Origin of the sequence: Pseudomonas putida (assembly GCA_041879295.1) — a bacterium.
In the GTDB taxonomy this organism is placed as follows: Bacteria; Pseudomonadota; Gammaproteobacteria; order Pseudomonadales; family Pseudomonadaceae; genus Aquipseudomonas; species Aquipseudomonas putida_Y.
The window spans coordinates 1559282-1580598 of sequence record CP047152.1 but is presented as its reverse complement, the minus strand read 5'-3'; the positions used below and the strand labels follow the sequence as shown (position 1 = coordinate 1580598).

General features: G+C 61.1%; 18 protein-coding genes. 4 read left to right on the top strand and 14 right to left on the bottom strand.

The window, feature by feature from the left end:
• Positions 1–72 precede the first annotated feature (72 nt).
• From astE to acs, 13 genes are all read right to left on the bottom strand, one after another.
• Positions 73–1080, bottom strand: coding sequence for a succinylglutamate desuccinylase (gene astE / locus GST84_07325; GenBank protein ID XGB15721.1), 1008 nt, complete (start codon positions 1078–1080; stop codon positions 73–75).
• 10 nt (positions 1081–1090) lie between these two features.
• Positions 1091–1381 (bottom strand): topoisomerase II, encoded by a 291-nt coding sequence (locus tag GST84_07320; protein XGB12185.1) that lies wholly within the window; start codon positions 1379–1381, stop codon positions 1091–1093.
• A gap of 14 nt (positions 1382–1395) precedes the next feature.
• A complete protein-coding gene (gene astB, locus GST84_07315) occupies positions 1396–2745 on the bottom strand; it encodes an N-succinylarginine dihydrolase (protein ID XGB12184.1) in 1350 nt (449 codons plus the stop codon).
• Positions 2746–2767: 22 nt separating this feature from the next.
• A complete protein-coding gene (gene astD / locus GST84_07310) occupies positions 2768–4231 on the bottom strand; it encodes a succinylglutamate-semialdehyde dehydrogenase (protein XGB12183.1) in 1464 nt (487 codons plus the stop codon).
• Positions 4232–5260 (bottom strand): arginine N-succinyltransferase, encoded by a 1029-nt coding sequence (gene astA, locus GST84_07305; protein XGB12182.1) that lies wholly within the window; start codon positions 5258–5260, stop codon positions 4232–4234.
• Positions 5261–5338: 78 nt separating this feature from the next.
• The gene (gene aruF, locus GST84_07300) at positions 5339–6358 is read right to left on the bottom strand and encodes an arginine/ornithine succinyltransferase subunit alpha (protein ID XGB12181.1); all 1020 of its coding nucleotides are present in this window, start codon (positions 6356–6358) and stop codon (positions 5339–5341) included.
• A gap of 147 nt (positions 6359–6505) precedes the next feature.
• Complete coding sequence (gene astC, locus GST84_07295; GenBank protein XGB12180.1) at positions 6506–7726, bottom strand: acetylornithine/succinylornithine family transaminase; 1221 nt, start codon at positions 7724–7726, stop codon at positions 6506–6508.
• Positions 7727–8960: 1234 nt separating this feature from the next.
• Complete coding sequence (locus GST84_07290; protein XGB12179.1) at positions 8961–9941, bottom strand: helix-turn-helix domain-containing protein; 981 nt, start codon at positions 9939–9941, stop codon at positions 8961–8963.
• 98 nt (positions 9942–10039) lie between these two features.
• On the bottom strand, positions 10040–10804 hold the full coding sequence (locus GST84_07285; GenBank protein ID XGB12178.1) for an ATP-binding cassette domain-containing protein: 765 nt from the start codon (positions 10802–10804) through the stop codon (positions 10040–10042).
• Positions 10805–10826: 22 nt separating this feature from the next.
• On the bottom strand, positions 10827–11525 hold the full coding sequence (locus GST84_07280) for an ABC transporter permease subunit (GenBank protein ID XGB12177.1): 699 nt from the start codon (positions 11523–11525) through the stop codon (positions 10827–10829).
• Positions 11522–12211 (bottom strand): ABC transporter permease subunit, encoded by a 690-nt coding sequence (locus GST84_07275; GenBank protein ID XGB12176.1) that lies wholly within the window; start codon positions 12209–12211, stop codon positions 11522–11524. Before GST84_07275 ends, GST84_07280 begins: the two co-directional genes overlap by 4 nt.
• Before the next feature lie 88 nt (positions 12212–12299).
• On the bottom strand, positions 12300–13085 hold the full coding sequence (locus GST84_07270) for a transporter substrate-binding domain-containing protein (protein ID XGB12175.1): 786 nt from the start codon (positions 13083–13085) through the stop codon (positions 12300–12302).
• Between the two features lie 535 nt (positions 13086–13620).
• On the bottom strand, positions 13621–15582 hold the full coding sequence (gene acs, locus GST84_07265; protein ID XGB12174.1) for an acetate--CoA ligase: 1962 nt from the start codon (positions 15580–15582) through the stop codon (positions 13621–13623).
• A gap of 397 nt (positions 15583–15979) precedes the next feature.
• Between acs and GST84_07260 the strand changes: the two genes are divergently transcribed.
• Complete coding sequence (locus GST84_07260; protein XGB12173.1) at positions 15980–16234, top strand: DUF2790 domain-containing protein; 255 nt, start codon at positions 15980–15982, stop codon at positions 16232–16234.
• A 154-nt stretch (positions 16235–16388) separates the two neighbouring features.
• On the opposite strand, the gene GST84_07255 is transcribed toward GST84_07260, so the two are convergent.
• Positions 16389–17948, bottom strand: a complete 1560-nt coding sequence (locus GST84_07255; protein ID XGB12172.1) for a sigma-54-dependent phenylalanine hydroxylase transcriptional regulator PhhR — start codon at positions 17946–17948, stop codon at positions 16389–16391.
• Between the two features lie 257 nt (positions 17949–18205).
• On the opposite strand from GST84_07255, the gene GST84_07250 reads away from it, so the two are divergent.
• The 3 genes from GST84_07250 to GST84_07240 all read left to right on the top strand — a co-directional run bounded on the left by GST84_07250 (position 18206) and on the right by GST84_07240 (position 21296).
• Complete coding sequence (locus GST84_07250; protein ID XGB12171.1) at positions 18206–18994, top strand: phenylalanine 4-monooxygenase; 789 nt, start codon at positions 18206–18208, stop codon at positions 18992–18994.
• A gap of 39 nt (positions 18995–19033) precedes the next feature.
• Positions 19034–19390, top strand: a complete 357-nt coding sequence (locus tag GST84_07245) for a 4a-hydroxytetrahydrobiopterin dehydratase (protein ID XGB12170.1) — start codon at positions 19034–19036, stop codon at positions 19388–19390.
• A gap of 703 nt (positions 19391–20093) precedes the next feature.
• Complete coding sequence (locus GST84_07240; protein ID XGB12169.1) at positions 20094–21296, top strand: MFS transporter; 1203 nt, start codon at positions 20094–20096, stop codon at positions 21294–21296.
• The last annotated feature ends 21 nt before the right edge of the window (positions 21297–21317 follow it).

Sequence of the window (21317 nt, the reverse complement as noted above, 5' to 3'; positions counted from 1 at the left end):
ACAGGCGGTGAATTAAAAGGTTTTCATCATGGATAGGATCCGAAACCCTGTCGCCTGCAGGCGACAGCGCTCTCAGCCCAGCCGCTGCCCCGAATCCGGCACGATCAGAATGCCGGCGCGCAAGCCATTCTTGACTTTGGGGTTAGGGAAGATGATGCGTGCGCCCTCCTCCTCGACCACCCAGCGCATCTCGGCCAGGTCTTCAGCCAGCAGGTAACCCTTGCTCAGCTCGGAGAAGTTTTCGATGTCCGCCGGCAAGTGCAGGTGGAAGCTGTCACTGTGCTTGATGATTTCGCGGGAAACCCTGAACAATTGCAGGCCATCCAGCGAACTTTCTTCCTCTGGCTCGGTAGCTTCGATAATGCGAATCAGCCGCTCTTCGAGCTTGTCGAGATTGACCTGCTCGTTCTGGCCGAACGGACGGGCCTTGCCCAACTCCAGGGTAAAGGCTTCAGCTTCGAGCTGTTCATAGGTGAAAGCACTGAAGGTGATGGACGACTTGCTTTGCAGTAATACCGCTTCCATACCTGCCGCCGCCAGGCGCACCAGTTCGCGACGGGAGTGCTTGCGCCCTTCTTTATAAGGGTACAAGGCGAATTGCTCGATCTTCGAACCGCGGATGGCAGTATGCAGGTCGTAATGCAGGCGGCTGCGCTCCGGCTTGCTGAAGAACACCCGGGCGAACTGCTCCAGCTCGGCAGCACGCAATGCTTCGAAACCGCTGGAAAGCTCATGGCGGCCATTGAACAAACGGTTGATGTCCTGCTCGATAAAGCGCTCGCCCTTGCGGATCGCCGCCGGGTTGCCGAACAGGAACAGCACCCGTGCCCTGGGTTTGATCTTGCCGTTGGCCACGCCATGCAGCAGCCGCTCGAGCAATTCGATCGGCGCTGTTTCGTTGCCATGAATGCCGGCGGACAACAGTAAGTCCAGCCCGCAATCTTCGCTTTCGGCCGGACGCACTTCGAGCGCGCCCTCCCCCAGCCACCGCAAACGCGCGCCCTTGGGTGTCACTTGGGTCTTCTCGGCCGGTTCGTGATCGGTGAGGGTCAGCTCAAGCAATTTGCCAAGGGCGAGCATAGGGACTTCCTTAGTGGTGGTGACCGCAGTCAGGGCCATGAACGTGATCGTCGTCTTCGCCAAGCTCTGCCGGTTCCATTTCCAGCTGCAGGCTGACCAGGTTGGTGGCCATCGGGCGCAGCAGCAAGTTGGCATACTCGGTGTCGTCTTCCTCGACATCCACACCGATCAGCAGCTGGCCACGGCCATCCTGCTGAATCCACACTTCCTTGCCTTGCCAGACCACAGCAAAGCGGGTGCAGGAAGTTTCCAGCTGGGTGCCGTCTTCATCTTCGAGGATCAGGCGCAAGGCGTCGGTCATTACAGAGTCTCTCTTCAAGGTTGGCGTTGGAACGGATACACCGAGCCCAACTTCAGGATCTGGGTCAATTCGTCCAGTGCCGTACGGCATTCCACCAGCAGTTGCGGGTCAGCCAGGTCTGCTTCGCCAAGGCGATCGCGGTAGTGCCTGTCGACCCACTGCAGCAGCGTGTCATACAGCGAGGCCGTCATGATAACGCCTTGGTTGACCGCCGCCAGTTCCGATTCCTTCAAGGCTACGCGCAAACGCAGACAGGCTGGGCCGCCGCCGTTTTGCATGCTCTGCTTGAGGTCGAACACCTTGACCTCCTTCACCGGGCCTCCCTGACTGGTCAACTGGCCAAGATAAGCCCAGACCCGCTCGTTGTTGCGGCACTCTTCCGGCACGACCAACAGCATGGAACCATCGTCGCGGCTCAGCAGCTGGCTGTTGAACAGGTAGGAACGCACCGCGTCCTCAACCGCCACCGCGGCTCTGGGCACGCAGATGGCCTGGAAGTTGCCACCCTTGCTGGCCAGTTTAGCTCGCAGCTGCCCAAGCACCGCGTCGGTATCGAGAAACGCGTCCTCGTGGTAGAACAGCACTTCGCCGTTACCCACCGAAATCACATCATTGTGGAACACACCCTGGTCGATCACCGCCGGGTTCTGTTGAGCGTAGACCACACCGTCATCGCTCAGGCCGTGCAGCCGGGCCACAGCCTGCGAGGCCTCCAGGGTTTGTCGGGCCGGATACTTCTGTGGCGCCGGGTAACGGCTGTCGAAGGCGCTGCGACCATAGACAAAGAACTCCACACCGGCCTCACCATAGGCGCGGCAGAAGCGCGTGTGGTTGGCCGCGCCCTCGTCACCGAACTGTGCCACGGCAGGCAGCGCGGCGTGATGGGCAAAGTGCTTCTCGTTGTTGAACATGGCGCCCAGCACGCGGCTGGTGGTCGGGTGCTCGATGCTGCGGTGATATTTGCAGTTGAGGTTGGCGGCGGTGAAGTGCACACGACCGTCAGCCGTGTCGGCACTCGGGCTGACTGTCGCGGCGTTGGCCACCCACATGCTTGAGGCCGAGCAACTGGCCACTAGCAACGGCATGGCCTCGCGGGCGGCGCGCTGGATGACTTCGGCATCGCTGCCACTGAACCCCAGGCGGCGCAGCGCGGCCACGTCCGGGCGTTCCTGTGGCGCCAGAACACCCTGCTTGAAGCCCATGTCGGCCAGCGCTTTCATCTTCGCCAGGCCCTGGCGCGCCGCCTCACGCGGGTTGGACCCCTGCTGGCTGTTGCTCTGCGAAGCCACGTTACCGTAAGACAGGCCGCCATAGTTGTGGGTAGGCCCCACCAGGCCATCAAAATTCACTTCATAGGATTTCATCGGCTAGGCTCCGTGACTGTTGTTATAGGGTGACGCCCGGCGTCAGGGTCGCCGGCAAGGCAAGGCTGGCGGTCTCCAGCGAAGCCACGGGGTAAGCGCAGTAGTCGGCCGCGTAATAGGCACTGGCGCGATGGTTGCCACTGGCACCCACGCCGCCGAACGGTGCGCTGCTGGCAGCCCCCGTCAGCTGTTTGTTCCAGTTGACGATGCCGGCGCGGCTGCGCAGCCAGAAGTACTGGTAGCGTGCGCGCGAATCGGACAACAAACCGGCAGCCAGGCCATACTGAGTGTTGTTGGCTTCATCGATGGCAGCATCGAAGTCGGCGTAGCGGATCACCTGCAGCAGCGGGCCGAAAAACTCTTCGTCCGGGCGGTCAGCCACGGCGGTGACATCGACAATGCCCGGGGTCAGCAGTGCGGCATCGGCCTGTGGCTGGGTCATTTCCAGCAGTTTCACGCCACCTTTGGCGGCCAGTTCGGCCTGGGCCGCAAGCAGCGCCCGAGCCGCCTGCAGCGAAATCACCGAGCCCATGAAAGGCGCCGGCTGCTCATCGAACGCCCCCACCGTGATGGTTTTGCACACCTCGACCAAGCGCGCGATCAGCGCATCGCCCCAGGCGCCTTGCGGTACCAGCAGGCGCCGCGCGCAGGTGCAGCGCTGGCCAGCGGAAATGAACGCCGACTGGATAATGGTATACACCGCCGCGTCGAGGTCCTTGACCTCGTCCACCACGAGCGGGTTGTTACCCCCCATTTCCAGGGCCAGGATCTTGTCTGGACGCCCTGCGAACTGCTGATGCAGCAGGTTGCCGGTGCGGCTGGAGCCGGTGAAGAACAGACCATCGATACCTGGGTTGGCGGCCAGCGCCACACCGGTTTCGCGTGCCCCCTGCACCAGGTTCAGCACACCCGCCGGCAGGCCGGCAGCAATCCAGCAGTTGACGGTAAGCTCAGCAACCTTGGGGGTCAGCTCGCTGGGCTTGAACACCACGCAGTTGCCTGCCAGCAGCGCCGGCACGATATGGCCATTGGGCAGGTGCCCGGGGAAGTTGTAGGGGCCGAACACCGCCACCACACCGTGGGGCTTGTGCCGCAAAACAGCCGTGGCATCGGCCAGCGGACCACTCTTTTCGCCGGTACGCTCGCGGTAGCTCTGTACCGAAATCGCCACCTTGTTGACCATGCTGGTGACTTCAGTCGCAGATTCCCACAGCGGCTTCCCGGTTTCCTCGCCAATGCATTGGGCCATGGCTTCGGCATGCACTTTCAACTGCGCGGCAAACTTCTCCAGCACATCGATACGTGCCTCCAGGCTCAACTGCGCCCAGGCCGGGAAGGCCTGCCGCGCCGCCTGCACAGCAGCGCTGACCTGGCTGGCGTCAGCGCCCTGCCCTTGCCAGATCACGGCCTGGGTCACCGGGTTGAGCGACTGCAGGGTTTCACCCTGGCCAGCCTGCCAATTGCCTGCGATGTAATGCGTGGTCATTTACTGGGCCTCCCGGCTGGCCGACAGCGGCACCGCGCGCACATTGTCGCCGACGCCCATGCGCAGGCGCTTGGCGGTCAACGGGTCGACCACCAGGGTACCGGCGGCCAACCGTGCAGGTGCAGCAGTGATACGGCAGTCGTCGCGCTTGCGGTTGTGGATGATGAAAGGGGTCGCGTCGTCGCCTGGCGTACCTACCGCCAGCACCAGGGTCTGGCTCTCGCGCACCGCGCGGATCTTGGCAGTGTCACACTCGATGGCCGGGCCGGCGTCAAAGATGTCGACGTAGCCCTGATAGTTGAAGCCCTCCTGCTTAAGCATGGCCAGCGCCGGCTCGGTGTCTTTGTGCACACGGCCGATCACGTTGCGCGCAGCCTCGGACAGGAAGCAGGTGTACAGCGGGAACTTGGGCATCAGCTCAGCGATGAACGACTTGTTGCCCACGCCGGTGAGGTAGTCGGCCTGGCTGAACTCCATCTTGAAGAAATGCCGGCCCAGGCTTTCCCAGAACGGCGAACGGCCCTGCTCGTCAGACATGCCGCGCATTTCGGCAATGATCTTCTTGCCAAACAGCTCCGGGAACTCGGCAATGAACAGCATGCGCGCGCGCGACAGCAGACGGCCATTGAGACCCGAGCGGTGGTCGCTGCGCAGGAACAGCGAGCACAGCTCGGAGTTTCCGGTCAGGTCGTTGGCCAGGAACAGCGTCGGGATTTCGCGGTAGATCTTCAGCTCCTGCGAGGCGCTGACCGTCAGGCCGACCCGATAGTTGTACCAAGGCTCACGCAGGCCGACGGCGCCGGCGATGGCACTGATGCCCACCACCAGACCTTCGTCGTTTTCCAGCACGAACAGGTAATCGGTGTCACCACGCTCGGCTTCGCCACGGAAGCTTTTTTCCGCCCAACCAACACGGTGCCCGAGGCGCTCTTCGTTGGCCGGCAGCGTGGTCAGCCCGGTGGTGCCGGTGCTGCGTGCCAATTCGATCAACGCAGGCAAATCGCTGCTGCGTACAGGACGAACGATCATGCTATCTCCTTGTGCGGCGGCATCGGCCGGCGCAAAACACTGCTAACGCATCAATCCCGAAACGTCTGTTGCCAGACCTCAAACCGCGACCAGGCGCACGCTGGCGCCCTCGCCCACGCCCAGCGCGTCGGCTGCAGCCACGCTCAGGCTGACCGGTTTGCCAGGCACCCAGTCCAGGTCCAGCAACACCGCGCGGTAGTCCTGCAACAGGCCGTTGCACACCAGGTACGGGCGCCCCCCCTTGACCGGGGCCTCTTCGATCTTCACCGGGACCACCCGGCTCTGAGCGATCGAGCGGATGCCAGAGGTGCGCGCATGCAGGGTCGGGCCGCCGTCGAAGATGTCGATGTAGTGCTCGGTCTCGAAGCCTTCGCGCATGAGTATGTCGAAGGTGATCTGTGCCCGCGGATGTACCTGGCCCATGGCTTCCTGCGCCAGGTCTGGCAGCAACGGCACGTAGATCGGGTAATGCGGCATCAGCTCGGCGAGAAAGGTACGGCTCTTCAGGCCGCACAGGCGCTCGGCGTCGGCATAGTTGAGGTCGAAGAAATTGCGGCCGATGGCGTCCCAGAAAGGTGATTCACCCTGCTCGTCGCTGAAGCCGACGATTTCGGTTACCACCGAATCGGCGAAGCGCTCCGGGTGCGCAGCCATGAACAGCAGTCGGCCGCGCGAATTGAGCTCGGCCCAGCCACTGTTCACCAGCTCCGGTGCTACATAGAAGCTGGTCAGCAGGCTGTTGCCTGTCAGATCGTGACACAGCGACAGCACATGGATCTTGTTGTGTATCTTCAGCTCGCGCGAGGCGTGCACGAATGTTTCGTTACGAAAACTGTAGAACGGCTCGGAGTAGCCGGCCGAAGCGACGATGGCTGAGCAACCGGCCAACTTGCCTGTTTCGCTGTCTTCGAGCACGAAAAAATAACTCTCTTCGCCGTTGAAGCTGACCTCGGCGGCGAAGGATGTCTCGGAGGCGGCAATCTTGTCGCCGAGACGAGCGGTGTCGTCCGGCAGCGAGGTGACACCAATGGGGCTGTCTGCAGCCATGCGCTGCACGTCGTTCAGATCAGCCATTTGCGCGGGGCGCATCACCAGCATGGTGTCACTCCTTTGGAATACGGGCCGTTCACAGCGGCACGAAAAAACGGCAGGCACCCAGGCACCTGCACTGGAATCGGGTATCGCCGGCCCGGCTCGGCCTCGTGCCGAGGCTGGGCTGAGGCCGGCGAAAGGACCGTTGGCGGATCAGCCTTTGGTCAGTGTGGCCACAGCGCGCTCGAAGCGGTCCAGGCCTGCGTCGATATCGGCGTCTTCAACCACCAGGCTTGGGGCGAAGCGGACAACGTCCGGGCCGGCCTGCAGCACCATCACGCCTTCTTTCTCGGCAGCGTTGAGCACGTCCTTGGCCTTGCCTTTCCAGGCCTCGGTCAAGACGCAGCCCAGCAGCAGGCCGACGCCACGCACCTGGCTGAACAGGTTGTACTTCTGGCCGATCTGCTCCAGGCGGGTTTTGAAGCGCTCGTGCTTAGCCTTGATACCGGCCAGGGTTTCCGGGGTGTTGACCACATCCAGCACCGCGCAGGCAACGGCGCAGCCCAGCGGGTTGCCGCCATAGGTGGTGCCGTGGGTGCCAACGGCCAGGTGCTTGGCCAGCTCGGTGGTGGTCAGCATGGCACCAATCGGGAAGCCGCCGCCCAGGCTCTTGGCACTGGTCAGAATGTCCGGGGTCACGCCGTAGTGCTGGTAGGCATACAGCGAGCCGGTACGGCCCACGCCAGTCTGCACTTCGTCAAAGATCAGCAGAGCGTTGTGCTCGTCACACAGTTTGCGCGCGCCTTCCAGGTAGGCCTTGTCGGCCGGCACCACGCCGCTCTCGCCTTGGATCGGCTCGATCACCACGGCGCAGGTCTTGTCGGAAATCTGTGCCTTCAACGCTTCCAGGTCGTTGTACGGCACATGGCTGATACCGGTGATCTTCGGGCCAAAGCCATCGGAGTACTTTGGCTGGCCACCCACGCTGACGGTAAACAGGGTGCGGCCGTGGAAGCTGTTCACGGTGGCGATGATTTCGTGCTTTTGCGGACCGAAGCGGTCATGCGCCACACGACGGGCCAGCTTGAAAGCGGCCTCGTTGGCCTCGGCGCCGGAGTTGCAGAAGAACGCGCGGTCGGCAAAGGTGGCGTCCACCAGCTTGTGGGCCAGGCGCAGGGCCGGCTCGTTGGTGAACACGTTGGAAACGTGCCAGAGGGTGTTGGCCTGTTCAGTCAGGGCCTTGACCAGTGCCGGGTGGCAGTGGCCCAGGGCATTGACCGCAATGCCGCCGGCAAAGTCGATCAACTCGCGACCCGACTGGTCCCAGACGCGGGAACCCTCGCCTCGCACAGGAATGAAGGCCGCCGGAGAATAGTTGGGGACCATCACCTGGTCGAAATCGGCACGTTGCACCGGGGCTTGCTCAACGGACATCTGAGTCTCCTGAAGAGGAACGCTGGCCTGGAAGTGGCGAGCGATGGGGGGATTGTAAGGACTGATCCGCGCCTGTCCTTGCGGCCAAGCGACAACTTGTTACAGCGCAAAACCCAGTTTTGACAAGGCTTTCGGCAATGCGACAAACACTGTCGCAATCGCGCAGTGTACGGGAGAGAGGGGGCTGGGTGAACGGGTGTTCACACAGGATTGAGGGAGGCGGGATGTTTGGCGATGTTGATGTGTTGACGGGGAGATCGAGCGCCGCCCGCGCGGCGCATCGCGAGCGAAGCTCGCTCCTACATTTGTTGCAACGTGGCCAGGCCTGTTACGCCATGGTTGCCAGCCTTTGTGCATGGCTTGAGCCTTACAAACAAGGCTGACAACCATGGCCTCACAGGCCTGGCCACGTTGCAACAAATGTGGGAGCGAGCTTCGCTCGCGATGCGCCGCGCGGGCGGCGCTCGATTTGCGCCCCACCACCAACCTCAAGACCTACACCCCGAACCCACCCAAAATGTCAGCCTTTTTCAGCCGGCGCCGAACTCAACTCAGTGCCGAGCCTGTTACGCCATGGTTGCCAGCCTTTGTGCATGGCTTGAGCCTTACAAACAAGGCTGACAACCATGGCCTCACAGGCCTGGCCACGTTGCAACAAATGTAGGAGCGAGCTTCGCTCGCGATGCGCCGCGCGGGCGGCGCTCGATTTGCGCCCCACCACCAACCTCAAGGCCTACACCCCGAACCCACCCAAAATGTCAGCCTTTTTCAGCCGGCGCCGAACTCAACTCAGTGCCGAGCCTGTTACGCCATGGTTGCCAGCCTTTGTGCATGGCTTGAGCCTTACAAACAAGGCTGACAACCATGGCCTCACAGGCCTGGCCACGTTGCAACAAATGTAGGAGCGAGCTTCGCTCGCGATGCGCCGCGCGGGCGGCGCTCGATTTGCGCCCCACCACCAACCTCAAGACCTACACCCCGAACCCACCCAAAATGTCAGCCTTTTTCAGCCGGCGCCGAACTCAACTCAGTGCCGAGCCTGTTACGCCATGGTTGCCAGCCTTTGTGCATGGCTTGAGCCTTACAAACAAGGCTGACAACCATGGCCTCACAGGCCTGGCCACGTTGCAACAAATGTAGGAGCGAGCTTCGCTCGCGATGCGCCGCGCGGGCGGCGCTCGATTTGCGCCCCACCACCAACCTCAAGGCCTACACCCCGAACCCACCCAAAATGTCAGCCTTTTTCAGCCGGCGCCGAACTCAACTCGAACGGGCTGCTGCTGCGTCGCTGGTTACGGTCTTCCCGCGGCGTGGCGCCAAAGAAGTTACGGTAGGCACTGGAAAAATGCGGCCCCGAGGAGAAGCCACAGGACAGCCCGATCTGAATGATCGACTTGCTGGTCTGCATCAGCATCTGCCGCGCCTTGTTCAACCGCAACTCCAGATAGTACTGGCTGGGAACGCGGTTCAGATACTGCTTGAAGATACGCTCCAACTGCCGACGCGATACGCACACATGCTGGGCAATTTCGTCGGTGGTCAGCGGCTCTTCGATGTTGGCTTCCATCAGCAACACAGCCTGAGTCAGCTTGGGATGACTCGAACCCAGGCGGTTCTGCAGCGGGATACGCTGACGCTCGCCACCCTCGCGGATGCGCTCCACCACCAGCTCTTCCGACACTGCCCCAGCCAGCTCAGCCCCGTGATCGCGCGCCAGCACCGCCAGCAGCAGGTCGGTCACAGCCATACCGCCGCAGGCAGTCAGACGGTCGCGATCCCAGTCGAACAGGTGGCTGGTGGCGATGACCTTGGGGAAGCGCTCGGCAAAGTCATCCTGCCAGCGCCAGTGCACGGCTGCCCGGTAACCATCGAGCAGGCCCAACATTGCCAGCGGATATACCCCCGCCGACAGGCCACCGATCAGGCAGCCACTGCGCGCCAGCTGCTTGAGCGCCGTTGAGAAGGCAGCCCCCATTGCCGCTGGCGGCTCGTCGGCCAGCAGAAATAGCTTGTGGCAACCCTCCAGACGGCCGAGCCACGGCTCGCCCGGCAGACGCCAGGCGCCTTCCTGCGCAGGCTCGGCCTGCAGGAAGACCAACTCGTAGACCACATCCGGATGCACCCGCTGCGCCACCAGCAACACTTCCTCGGCCAATGCCAGGGTCAAGGGCCTGGTGCTGGGCCAGATGAGAAAACCGATTCGCTGGGTGGTCATAGGGTACGGTCCGAAACCTGAGGTCGTTCGAGTCTGTGCGCCGGGTCAGGCTGCGCTCGCCGCGCAGCATGCCCTATTCTGGTGCAAAAATGCAGCTTTTACTTCAGGCTGCCGGAGAGGAACTGCTTCAGGCGCTCCGACTGCGGGTTGGCCAGCACTTCACGCGGGCAGCCGGTTTCTTCCACCAGGCCCTTGTGCAGGAACACCAACTGGTTGGACACCTCGCGGGCAAAGCCCATTTCATGGGTCACCACCACCATGGTCCGCCCCTCCTGGGCCAGCGCCTGCATTACCTTGAGCACATCACCCACCAGCTCAGGGTCGAGCGCCGAGGTTGGCTCGTCGAACAGCATGACCTCCGGCTCCATGGCCAGCGCGCGGGCAATTGCCACACGTTGTTGCTCACCACCCGACATATGCCCGGGGAAGGCATCCTTGCGGTGGGCGACGCCGACTTTGGCCAGGTAGTGCTCGGCCTTTTCCAGGGCGTCCTTCTTGTTCACGCCCAGCACGTGCACCGGCGCTTCGATGATGTTCTCAAGCGCTGTCATGTGCGACCACAGGTTGAAGTGCTGGAACACCATCGACAGGCGCGAGCGCATCCGCTGCAATTGACGCGGGTCGGCAGCCTTCAACGCGCCATCCTTGCCGGCGACCAGTTTCAGCTCTTCGTTGTTGAGCAGGATCTTGCCGGCGTGCGGCTGCTCCAGCAGGTTGATGCAGCGCAGGAAGGTCGACTTGCCCGAACCGCTGGAGCCGATGATGCTGATGACGTCGCCGGCCTTGGCCGCCAGCGACACACCCTTGAGCACTTCGTGGCTGCCGTAGCGCTTGTGCAGGTCTTGGACTTCGAGTTTGTACATGCTGTCGATTCTCACAAAGCGGTCAGTGCTTGCGCGGCGCCAGGTAGCCGAGCCAGCGGCGTTCGGCCATCTTGAACAGGCGCACCAGGATGAAGGTCAGGCACAGGTAGAACACGCCCGCCGTGATGTAGGCCTCGAAAGGCAGGTAATACTGGGCATTGACCGTGCGCGCAGCACCGGTGATGTCGATCAGGGTAACGATCGACGCCAGGCTGGTGGTCTGCAGCATCATGATCACTTCATTGCTGTATTGCGGCAGCGCCCGACGCAGTGCCGAGGGCAGCAGGATGCGGCGGTACATTTTCATGCGCGACATGCCCATGGCCTTGGCGGCCTCGATCTCGCCATGCGGCGTGGCCTTGAGGCTGCCGGCAATGATTTCGGCGGTATAGGCACTGGTATTGATGCCGAACGCCAGGCAGGCGCAGAAGGTGGCACTGGACAGCAACGGCCAGAAGATACTCTCGCGCACCGCCTCGAACTGGGCCAGGCCGTAGTAGATCAGGAACAACTGCACCAGCATCGGCGTGCCACGGATGACGTAGGTGTACAGCCATGCAGCAAGGTTGACCACCGGCTGCCTGGATACCCGCATCAGGCCCAGCGGAATGGCTGCCAGCAGGCCGAAGAAAAGCGAAATTGCCAGCAGCTTCAGGGTGGTCAGCAGGCCGCCGAAGTACATCGGCAGCGCTTCCCAGACGACGTTGTAGTCGAAGATCATAGTTCAGCCACCTTGACGCCCACCGAGTAGCGGCGCTCCAGATACTTCAAAGCCAGCAGCGAGACACTGGTCAACACCAGGTACAGCGCCGCCACTGCCAGGAAGAAGGTGAAGGGTTCGCGGGTGGCGTCAGCCGCCTGCTTGGCCTTGAACATCATGTCCTGCAGGCCGACGACCGAAATCAGCGCAGTCGCCTTGGTCAGCACCAGCCAGTTGTTGGTGAAGCCCGGAATGGCCAGGCGAATCATTTGCGGCACCTGGATGCGGAAGAACACTTGGCGAGGGCTCATGCCATACGCCACGCCCGCCTCGGCCTGGCCTTTGGGAATGCCCAGGAAGGCCCCGCGGAAGGTCTCCGAGAGGTAGGCGCCAAAAATGAAGCCCAGGGTACCGATACCCGCAACCAGCGGGTTCAGGTCGATGTAGTCTTCGTAACCGACCAGCGGCGCCACCCGGTTGATGATGTCCTGCCCGCCGTAGAAGATCAGCAGGATCAGGACCAGGTCCGGAATACCACGGATCACCGTGGAATACAGATCGCCCAGCCAGGCCAGCCAGCGCACTGGCGACAAACGCAGCGCCACACCGATCAGGCCGAGTACGATGGCCAGGGCCATCGACGACAGGGCGAGCTGTAGCGTCAGCCACGCCCCGTCGAGGATGACTGCCCCGTAGCCTTTCAACATGATGAGGTCCTCGACCTAGAGAATGAAAAATGGTGCAAACCCCAGAGCCTCTGCTGTTTGCACCATTGCACAGGTGAAACCCGACGTCTTACTTCGAGTCTGGACCGTAGATGTCGAAATTGAAGTACTTGCTCTCGATTTCTTTGTACTTGCCGTTGGCACGGATGGCGTCGATAGCCGCGTTGATGCGGTCGACATTGGCCTTGTCACCCTTGCGTACGGCGATACCGATACCGTCACCGAAGTACTTGGCGTCGGTGAAGGCAGGGCCTACGAACGCGAACCCCTTGCCAGCGTCCGTCTTGAGGAAGCCGTCTTCCAGCAGGGTGGCATCAGCCACGGTGCCGTCGAGGCGGCCAGCTGCGACGTCCAGGTAGATTTCGTTCTGGGTACCGTAAGGCACCACGGTGGCACCTTTGGCACCCAGCACTTCCTTGGCGAAGCGGTCGTGAATGGAGCCGCGCTGCACGCCGATCTTCTTGCCTTTCAGTTCGTCAAGGCTATCGCTGACAGTGGTGCCGTCCTTCATGACCAGGCGCGCCGGAGTCAGGTAGTAGCGCTTGGTGAAGTCGACCGACTTCTTGCGGTCATCGGTGATCGACATGGACGACAGGATGGCGTCGATCTTGCGCACTTTCAGCGCCGGGATCAGGCCGTCGAATTCCTGTTCAACCCAGGTGCACTTGGTTTTCATCTCTTCGCACAGGGCGTTGCCGATATCGTAGTCAAAGCCGGCAATGCTGCCGTCAGGTTGCTTGAAGGCGAAGGGTGGGTAAGCAGCTTCGATACCGATTTTCAGCGGTTTTTCATCAGCCTGCGATACCAGGGAAAACACAGACAGCGCCAGGGCGCCAAGCAGTGCGAGCTTCTTCATCAGGTAACTCCATCGGTACGGGGCAATACAAGGCAGGTAACGGCTGCCCGATATGCGAATGAGTACAACGCGAGCCGCGCAGGGTTCGACCAAGGCCGCATACCACGAGCGAGTGAGTGGCATTTTAACGACAGCCCGGTAGTCGATATTTCTTCAAAGCGACAACTACTTATAGAAGCGCCTGAAACCGCCGCGGGCGATGTTGACAGCCAGTGCAGAATATGCAATGGCGCAAGAAATAGAACCTATAGACCTAGCAATTCCTGGGCCTATTATTGGCAAAGCCTTGTACGACGGCAAGTGTAGCGTGCCGCGATGCACAAAATGGCGACCCCGACGCACCGAAACGGGCCGGAATTGTTTCCTCGCGCCCCGAACCTGTGCGGGGCCGGTGACAGAACAGTTACCGATGATTGTCGGGTAACAATGAAAAAGCGGGCTTGCCCGCGAATGCGTGAGGTCAGGGTACAGCTTAGCCTGAACTGACGCATTCGCGGGCAAGCCCGCTCCTACAGGGGGTATTGCCGGGGAGGGGTTAGGCCGAAGCCAGGCTCATCGCCTTGTGTGTGTCGATCAGGTGCTGCACCACACTCGGGTCGGCCAAGGTCGAGATATCGCCCAGCGCGTCGTATTCACCGGTGGCAATCTTGCGCAGGATGCGGCGCATGATCTTGCCCGAGCGGGTCTTCGGCAGCCCCGGCGCCCACTGGATCACATCCGGCGAAGCAATCGGTCCAATCTCCTTGCGCACCCAGTTCTTCAGTTCCAGGCGCAATTGCTCACTGGCCTCGATGCCAGCATTGAGGGTGACATACACATAGATGCCCTGCCCTTTGATGTCATGCGGCACGCCAACCACTGCAGCCTCGGCAACCTTCGAGTGCGCGACCATGGCGCTTTCGATCTCGGCAGTCCCCATGCGGTGGCCGGACACGTTGAGCACGTCATCCACACGGCCGGTGATCCAGTAGTAACCATCCTCGTCACGGCGCGCACCGTCGCCGGTGAAGTACATGCCGCGGAAGGTCTTGAAGTAGGTGTCGACGAAGCGATCGTGGTCGCCGTACAGCGAACGCGACTGACCCGGCCAGGAATCAAGGATCACCAGGTTGCCTTCGGCAGCACCGTCGATCAAGTTGCCCAGGTTGTCGACCAGTGCCGGCACCACCCCGAAGAACGGACGGGTTGCCGACCCCGGCTTGAGACCCGTGGCGCCAGGCAACGGACTGATCAGGATGCCGCCGGTCTCGGTCTGCCACCAGGTGTCGACGATCGGGCAACGTTCCTTGCCTACGGTCTTGTAGTACCAGTTCCAGGCCTCAGGGTTGATCGGCTCACCCACCGACCCCAGCAGGCGCAGGCTGGAACCGTCGGCGCCCTCAACAGCTGCCTGCCCTTCAGCCATCATGGCGCGAATGGCAGTTGGCGCTGTGTAGAGGATGTTGACCTTGTGCTTGTCGACGATCTTCGATACGCGGGTAATGTCCGGGTAGTTCGGCACGCCCTCGAACAGCAAGGTGGTGGCGCCGTTGGCCAGCGGGCCGTAGACGATATAGCTGTGGCCGGTGACCCAACCGACGTCGGCGGTGCACCAGTACACCTCGCCCGGGCGGTAATCGAATACGCGCTCATGGGTCAGCGCGGCGTAAACCAGGTAACCGCCTGTGGTGTGCAGCACGCCCTTCGGCTTGCCGGTGGAGCCGGAGGTATAAAGGATGAACAGCGCCTCTTCAGCACCCATTTCTTTGGGTGCGCAGTGGCTGGAAGCCACTTTCATCAGGTCTTCGTACCAGATGTCGCGATGCTGGTGCCAGGCTATGTCGCCACCGGTGCGCTTGCACACGATGATTTTCTGCACGCTGCTGGTTTCAGGGTTGGTCAGCGCCAGGTCGACGTTGGCCTTGAGCGGGGTACGACGACCACCACGCACGCCTTCATCGGCAGTGATCACCACCTTGGACTCGCAGTCGATGATGCGACCAGCCAGCGCCTCGGGCGAGAAGCCACCAAACACCACCGAGTGAATCGCACCAATACGGGCACAGGCCAGCATGGCGACCACAGCTTCAGGGATCATCGGCATATAGATGGTGACCACGTCACCGCGGTGCACATCCTGGCCACGCAGGGCGTTGGCGAACTTGCAGACCTGCTCGTGCAACTCGCGGTAGGTGATGTTGCGGTGCTCGGAAGGGTCGTCACCTTCCCAGATGATGGCCACCTGGTCACCGCGCTCTTCAAGGTGGCGGTCCAGGCAGTTGGAGGAAACGTTCAGAGTGCCGTCGGCGAACCATTTGATATCGACATGGTGGTCGTCGAAGGAGGTCTGCTTGACCTTGGTGAACGGCTTGATCCAGTCGATACGCTGGGCCTGCTCGCGCCAGAAGCCGTCCGGGTTGATCACCGATTGCTGGTACATGGCCTTGTAGGTGGCCTCGTCGGTCAGGGTAGTGGCCGCAACCTCGGGACGAACGGGATACAGTGGAGCCGCACTCATCTGTGTTACCTCGGTGTAATAGTTGTTTTTGTATGGAACCGTTTGTAACTGTACCAGAGCGACAAAAGCCATTCGACGTTGGTAGTAATTTGGTACTCCCGTTCCGGCAAAGCGCTCTGGCGCGGGCATTACAGCCCCTTCGGAGAAAAACGAGGGGCTTTGGCACAGGATTGTTACAGATTCTGTCAAAACACTTTATCAAAACACCCACTGTTTCAGCATTGGCCACCGCCATAAAATTCATCTCGCCAGCAACGGCTAGGCGATTAACAACTGGTAACAGCCCCCACGAAGGCAAGCGTTAATCTCCCTCTAATCCCGATAGTTAAAACTCGCTGTACTCGTGGCGCCATAAGCGCCGCGTGCCCCCTCACGACCTTAGACAGGTAAATAGAAAATGAAAGCTTTACTGGTATTGGTACTTGGCAGTCTTTGCGGCGCGGCGATGGCCGGTGAAGCAAAAGATGCCGAGCAGATTCCGGTTGAACAGTACAGTTACTCGCAGCACCTGGACATCGCCCGCGTCATCTCCATGAGCGAAGTGCCCAATGTGTGCGAAGTCGTGCCAGCCCGCATGACCTATGAAGACTCCAAGGGCCAGAGACACATTCTCGAATACCGTGTGATGGGGAACGGCTGCTCTAACGGCTGACACCTTGTGAATTGTGGGCCCTGTGGGCCCCTTCGCGGGTGAACCCGCGCCTACGAACACCACGCACACCATGAATGCGGCGCGGTACCTGTAGGAGCGGGTTCACCCGCGAAGCATTCACCACCCGATTAACAGGCTATTAACTTACAGCTATTTAATCAGTCGACTTGCCCAAGGAATAATCCCTTAACTTGTTGGCAATCGTCGTGTGCGAAACACCCAGTCTTTTTCCCAAAGCCCGACTACTGGGAAACTCTCCCATCAAACTTTCCAGCACCGCCTTTTCAAAACGCCCTACAATTTGTGAAAGGTCCCCTTCCAGCGAAAACTCGCCCAACGGTTGCCGCGCGCCATAATCCGGCAAACGAATATGCTCGCTTTTAACCACGCCGCCGTCACATAACGAAACGGCCTGGAACAAGACGTTTTCCAACTGCCTTACATTACCCGGCCAGTGATACTGCCCAAGTTTGTCCATTGCCGCCGGCGCCAGGCGCGGCATGGCGCAACCAATCTGCCGACTGGCCTGATCAAGAAAATGCTGCACCAACCCCTCCAGGCCATCCATGCACTCGCGCAAAGGCGGAATGTGCAGCGACAGTACGTTGAGGCGGTGATACAGGTCCTGGCGAAACTCGCCACGGGCACATAACTCGGACAAATCCACCTGGGTTGCACAAATCACCCGTACATCCAGGTAGACCTCTTCATCGCTACCTACCCGACGGAAGCAGCCGTCCTGCAAAAAGCGCAGCAGCTTTACCTGCAGGCGCGGGCTCATCTCCCCTACCCCATCAAGGAACAGCGTGCCGCCAGCGGTCAACTCCAGCAGCCCCAGCTTGCCTTCGGCGCGTGCCCCTTCAAATGCCCCAGGGCCGTAACCGAACAGCTCGGTCTCGGCCATCGATTCGGGCAGCCCGGCGCAGTTGAGGGCCATCAGCGGCGACTGGCCACGCGGGCTGGCCAGGTGGCAGGCACGCGCCAGCAACTCTTTGCCGGTACCGGTTTCGCCCTCAATCAGCAACGGCGCATCCAGCGGCGCCATGCGCCGCGCTTCACGCACCACCGCAGCCATCACACGCGAGCTCTGGAAGATGCTGTCGAAGCCGCGCAGCTCTTGCTTGCGCACATTGTAGATACGCTCGCCGATCCGGTCGGCGCGGTGCAAGGTAAGCACCGCGCCGGCCAGCGCCTCGCTGTCATCGTGCTCGGACTGCAGCGGTGCGATATCGGCCAGGAACACATCACCTTTGACTTTGATGCGCAAGCCATTGATGCGCGACTTGTTGGCCCGAACCAGTTCCGGTAAGTCGAAGTCTTCTACATAGCGCGCCAGCGGCATGCCCGGCACTTCATCAACACGCACGCCAAGCAACTGCGCGGCTGCACGGTTGGCGGCAACGATGCTGCCGCCCATGTCGATCGACAACACCGGGAAGTCCAGCGCCCCCAGCAACGCATTCAGCTCCATGTGCCGGCGTTCACTGGGCATCAGGCCCACGCGCTTGACGCCGAATACCCCGGCAATCGCCTCGAACTTCGGCCGCAGGGCCTGAAATTGCAGGTTGATCAGGTTCGGGCAATGCAGGTAGATGGCGTTGCCATGGTCACCGCCCACCTCGCCACGCAGCACGTTGATGCCGTACTCCACCAGCAGATTGAGGATGTCGCGCAGGATGCCAATGCGGTTCTGGCAATGGACTTTGATACGCATGAGGGCTCTCGAAGCGCCGATGTTTTTCAACACCGCGCAGAAAAGTCGTAAAGATAAGCTGACAAAAACAAGGTTTCCACCAGCCAGATGCCTCGAATTTTCCGACACTTGCCGGATTTTGTAAAATTATCGTTACGAAAACCCACGTCGGCATCCTTCGCGACCGAAGCCCGCCCCCGTGCAAAACCGCTGGTGAAGGGATATTCCTTTAGGCATGTCCTGCACATAACAAGAAAAGCCCTCACCAGGAGAGCCTCATGAAACAGACGCAATACGTGGCACGCGAGCCCGATGCGCATGGTTTTATCGATTACCCGCAGCAAGAGCATGCGGTGTGGAACACCCTGATCACCCGACAGCTGAAAGTGATCGAAGGCCGTGCGTGCCAGGAATACCTGGACGGCATCGAGCAGCTGAAGTTGCCTCATGACCGCATTCCGCAACTGGGCGAGATCAACAAGGTGCTGGGCGCCACCACCGGCTGGCAGGTTGCCCGGGTACCGGCGCTGATCCCCTTCCAGACCTTCTTCGAGCTGCTGGCCAGCAAGCGCTTTCCGGTCGCCACCTTCATCCGCACCCCGGAAGAGCTGGACTACCTGCAAGAGCCGGATATCTTCCACGAGATATTCGGCCACTGCCCGCTGCTGACCAATCCTTGGTTCGCCGAGTTTACCCACACCTACGGCAAGCTCGGCCTGGCCGCGACCAAGGAACAACGTGTGTACCTGGCGCGCTTGTACTGGATGACCATCGAGTTTGGCCTGATGGAAACCGCGCAAGGCCGCAAAATCTATGGTGGTGGCATCCTCTCGTCCCCGAAAGAGACCGTCTACAGTCTGTCCGACGAGCCTGAGCACCAGGCCTTCGACCCGATTGAGGCCATGCGTACGCCCTACCGCATCGACATTCTGCAACCGGTGTATTTCGTGCTGCCGAACATGAAGCGCCTGTTCGACCTGGCCCACGAAGACATCATGGGCATGGTCCACAAAGCCATGCAGCTGGGTCTGCATGCACCGAAGTTTCCACCCAAAGTCGCTGCCTGAGCGACTTTGCCGATAACAACTCGAACCGGAAAACACCTCATGAATGCCTTGAACCAAGCCCATTGCGAAGCCTGCCGCGCCGATGCCCCGAAAGTCACCGACGAAGAGCTGGCCGAGCTGATCCGCGAAATCCCGGACTGGAACATCGAAGTACGTGACGGCCACATGGAGCTGGAGCGCGTGTTCCTGTTCAAGAACTTCAAGCACGCCCTGGCGTTCACCAATGCCGTGGGCGAAATCGCCGAGGCCGAAGGCCACCACCCAGGGCTGCTGACTGAATGGGGCAAAGTCACCGTGACCTGGTGGAGCCACTCGATCAAAGGCCTGCACCGCAACGACTTCATCATGTGCGCACGCACTGACAAGGTGGCGGAAACGGCTGAAGGCCGGAAGTAATCAACCGAAAGGGGCCAGCGGCCCCTTTTTTCATCGGGCATTTGTGCGTTGTTCGCCCGCAAAACCGACAAGCGACCAGGAAAAAAACCAAACTGTCATCCAGACTTGTGTATCCTGCCCCAGCTTTTTGAAGCTCCAAACGCGCCTGGCGCAGACTTTTCACTCACACTTGCGAGGAACGACGAGATGCATGAAATCCCGAATCTTCCCTTCCCAAGCCTGAACCCAGAAGAGCCATCCGTGACCGTTCACGCCGAACCGGCACCTGCCGCCGAGCAGGATGGTGACGATCAATCCAGCGCTGACCAGGAATAACTGCGCATCCCCGGCTGTGTGAAAACGGCTGACCTGCGGGCTACCCCCGTCATCACGTTTTCACACCGTCTAAAATCAACGTCGTAACAACCCACTACCACCTGCCCCGCCCCTACCCCACACAGACTCGCGCCTCCTACCGCAAAGAGGCAGAAATGCGCCAGCCGCTCAAGCGCTCGACGCCCTGCTGCATTCGTCCATGTTCACCCGATGGGCCGGCTTCGTCCTGCCGCGCTTGCGGCTGGATTACTCGCAAGCCGAGTTCAGTGTGACCTGGATGCTCGATTACACCAACTGACTACAGGCTGACAGCTGCGCCCGCAAACACCCTTGCTGTGGTTAAGATGGCGGCACACACCGCCATTCTTACCGCAGCAACGGATCCCCAATGCCAGCACGCAGTCCCACGCCCCTTGCCGTCACTGGGCAAGTCGTCTCCATCGTCCTGTTCACCTTCATCGGCTACCTGAACATCGGCATCCCTCTGGCCGTGTTGCCCGGCTATGTGCACAACGACCTGGGTTTCAGTGCCGTGGTCGCCGGCCTGGTGATCAGCGTGCAGTACCTCGCGACGTTGCTCAGCCGCCCCGGCGCCAGCCGCATCATCGATAACCACGGCAGCAAGAAGGCGGTCATGTATGGCCTGGCCGGTTGCGGGCTAAGCGGGGTATTCATGCTGGCCTGCGCCTTCCTCACTCACCTGCCCTGGCTGAGCCTGGCTTGCCTGCTGGTCGGCCGCCTGGTGCTGGGCAGCGCCGAAAGCCTGGTAGGCTCGGGCGCGATCGGCTGGGGCATTGGCCGGGTGGGTGCCGCAAACACGGCCAAGGTCATCTCCTGGAACGGCATCGCCAGCTATGGTGCGCTGGCCATCGGCGCCCCACTGGGTGTGCTGATGGTCAAAGGCCTCGGGCTGTGGAGCATGGGTGTGAGCATCATCCTGCTGTGCGTACTCGGTTTGCTGCTGGCCTGGCCCAAGCAAGCCGCCCCCATCGTCAGCGGTATACGCCTGCCGTTCCTGCGGGTGCTGGGCAAGGTATTTCCGCATGGCTCGGGGCTTGCCCTGGGTTCGATTGGCTTTGGCACCATCGCCACCTTCATCACCCTGTACTACGCAAGCCGTGGCTGGGCCAATGCGGCACTGACCCTGAGCCTGTTCGGCGCCAGTTTTATCAGCGCACGACTGCTCTTTGGCAACCTGATCAATCGCATCGGTGGCTTCAGGGTGGCGATCGCCTGCCTTTCGGTGGAAATGCTCGGGCTGTTGATGCTGTGGCTGGCACCCAACGCCGAACTGGCCTTGGCGGGGGCTGCACTGAGCGGGTTTGGTTTTTCGCTGGTGTTTCCGGCGTTGGGCGTGGAGGCAGTGAACCAAGTGTCGGCAGCTAACCGCGGGGCGGCGGTGGGGGCTTATTCGCTGTTCATCGACTTGTCACTGGGGGTGACCGGGCCATTGGTCGGTGCGGTGGCGGCGGGGTTCGGCTTTGCTTCGATGTTTCTGTTCGCGGCGGCTGCGGCAGCGTGCGGGTTGGTGTTGAGCCTCTATCTGTACCGCCAGGCGCGCCGTGGCAGGGACCGTACAACAGAAGCCTGAAAGCCGCTGACGGCCTCTTCG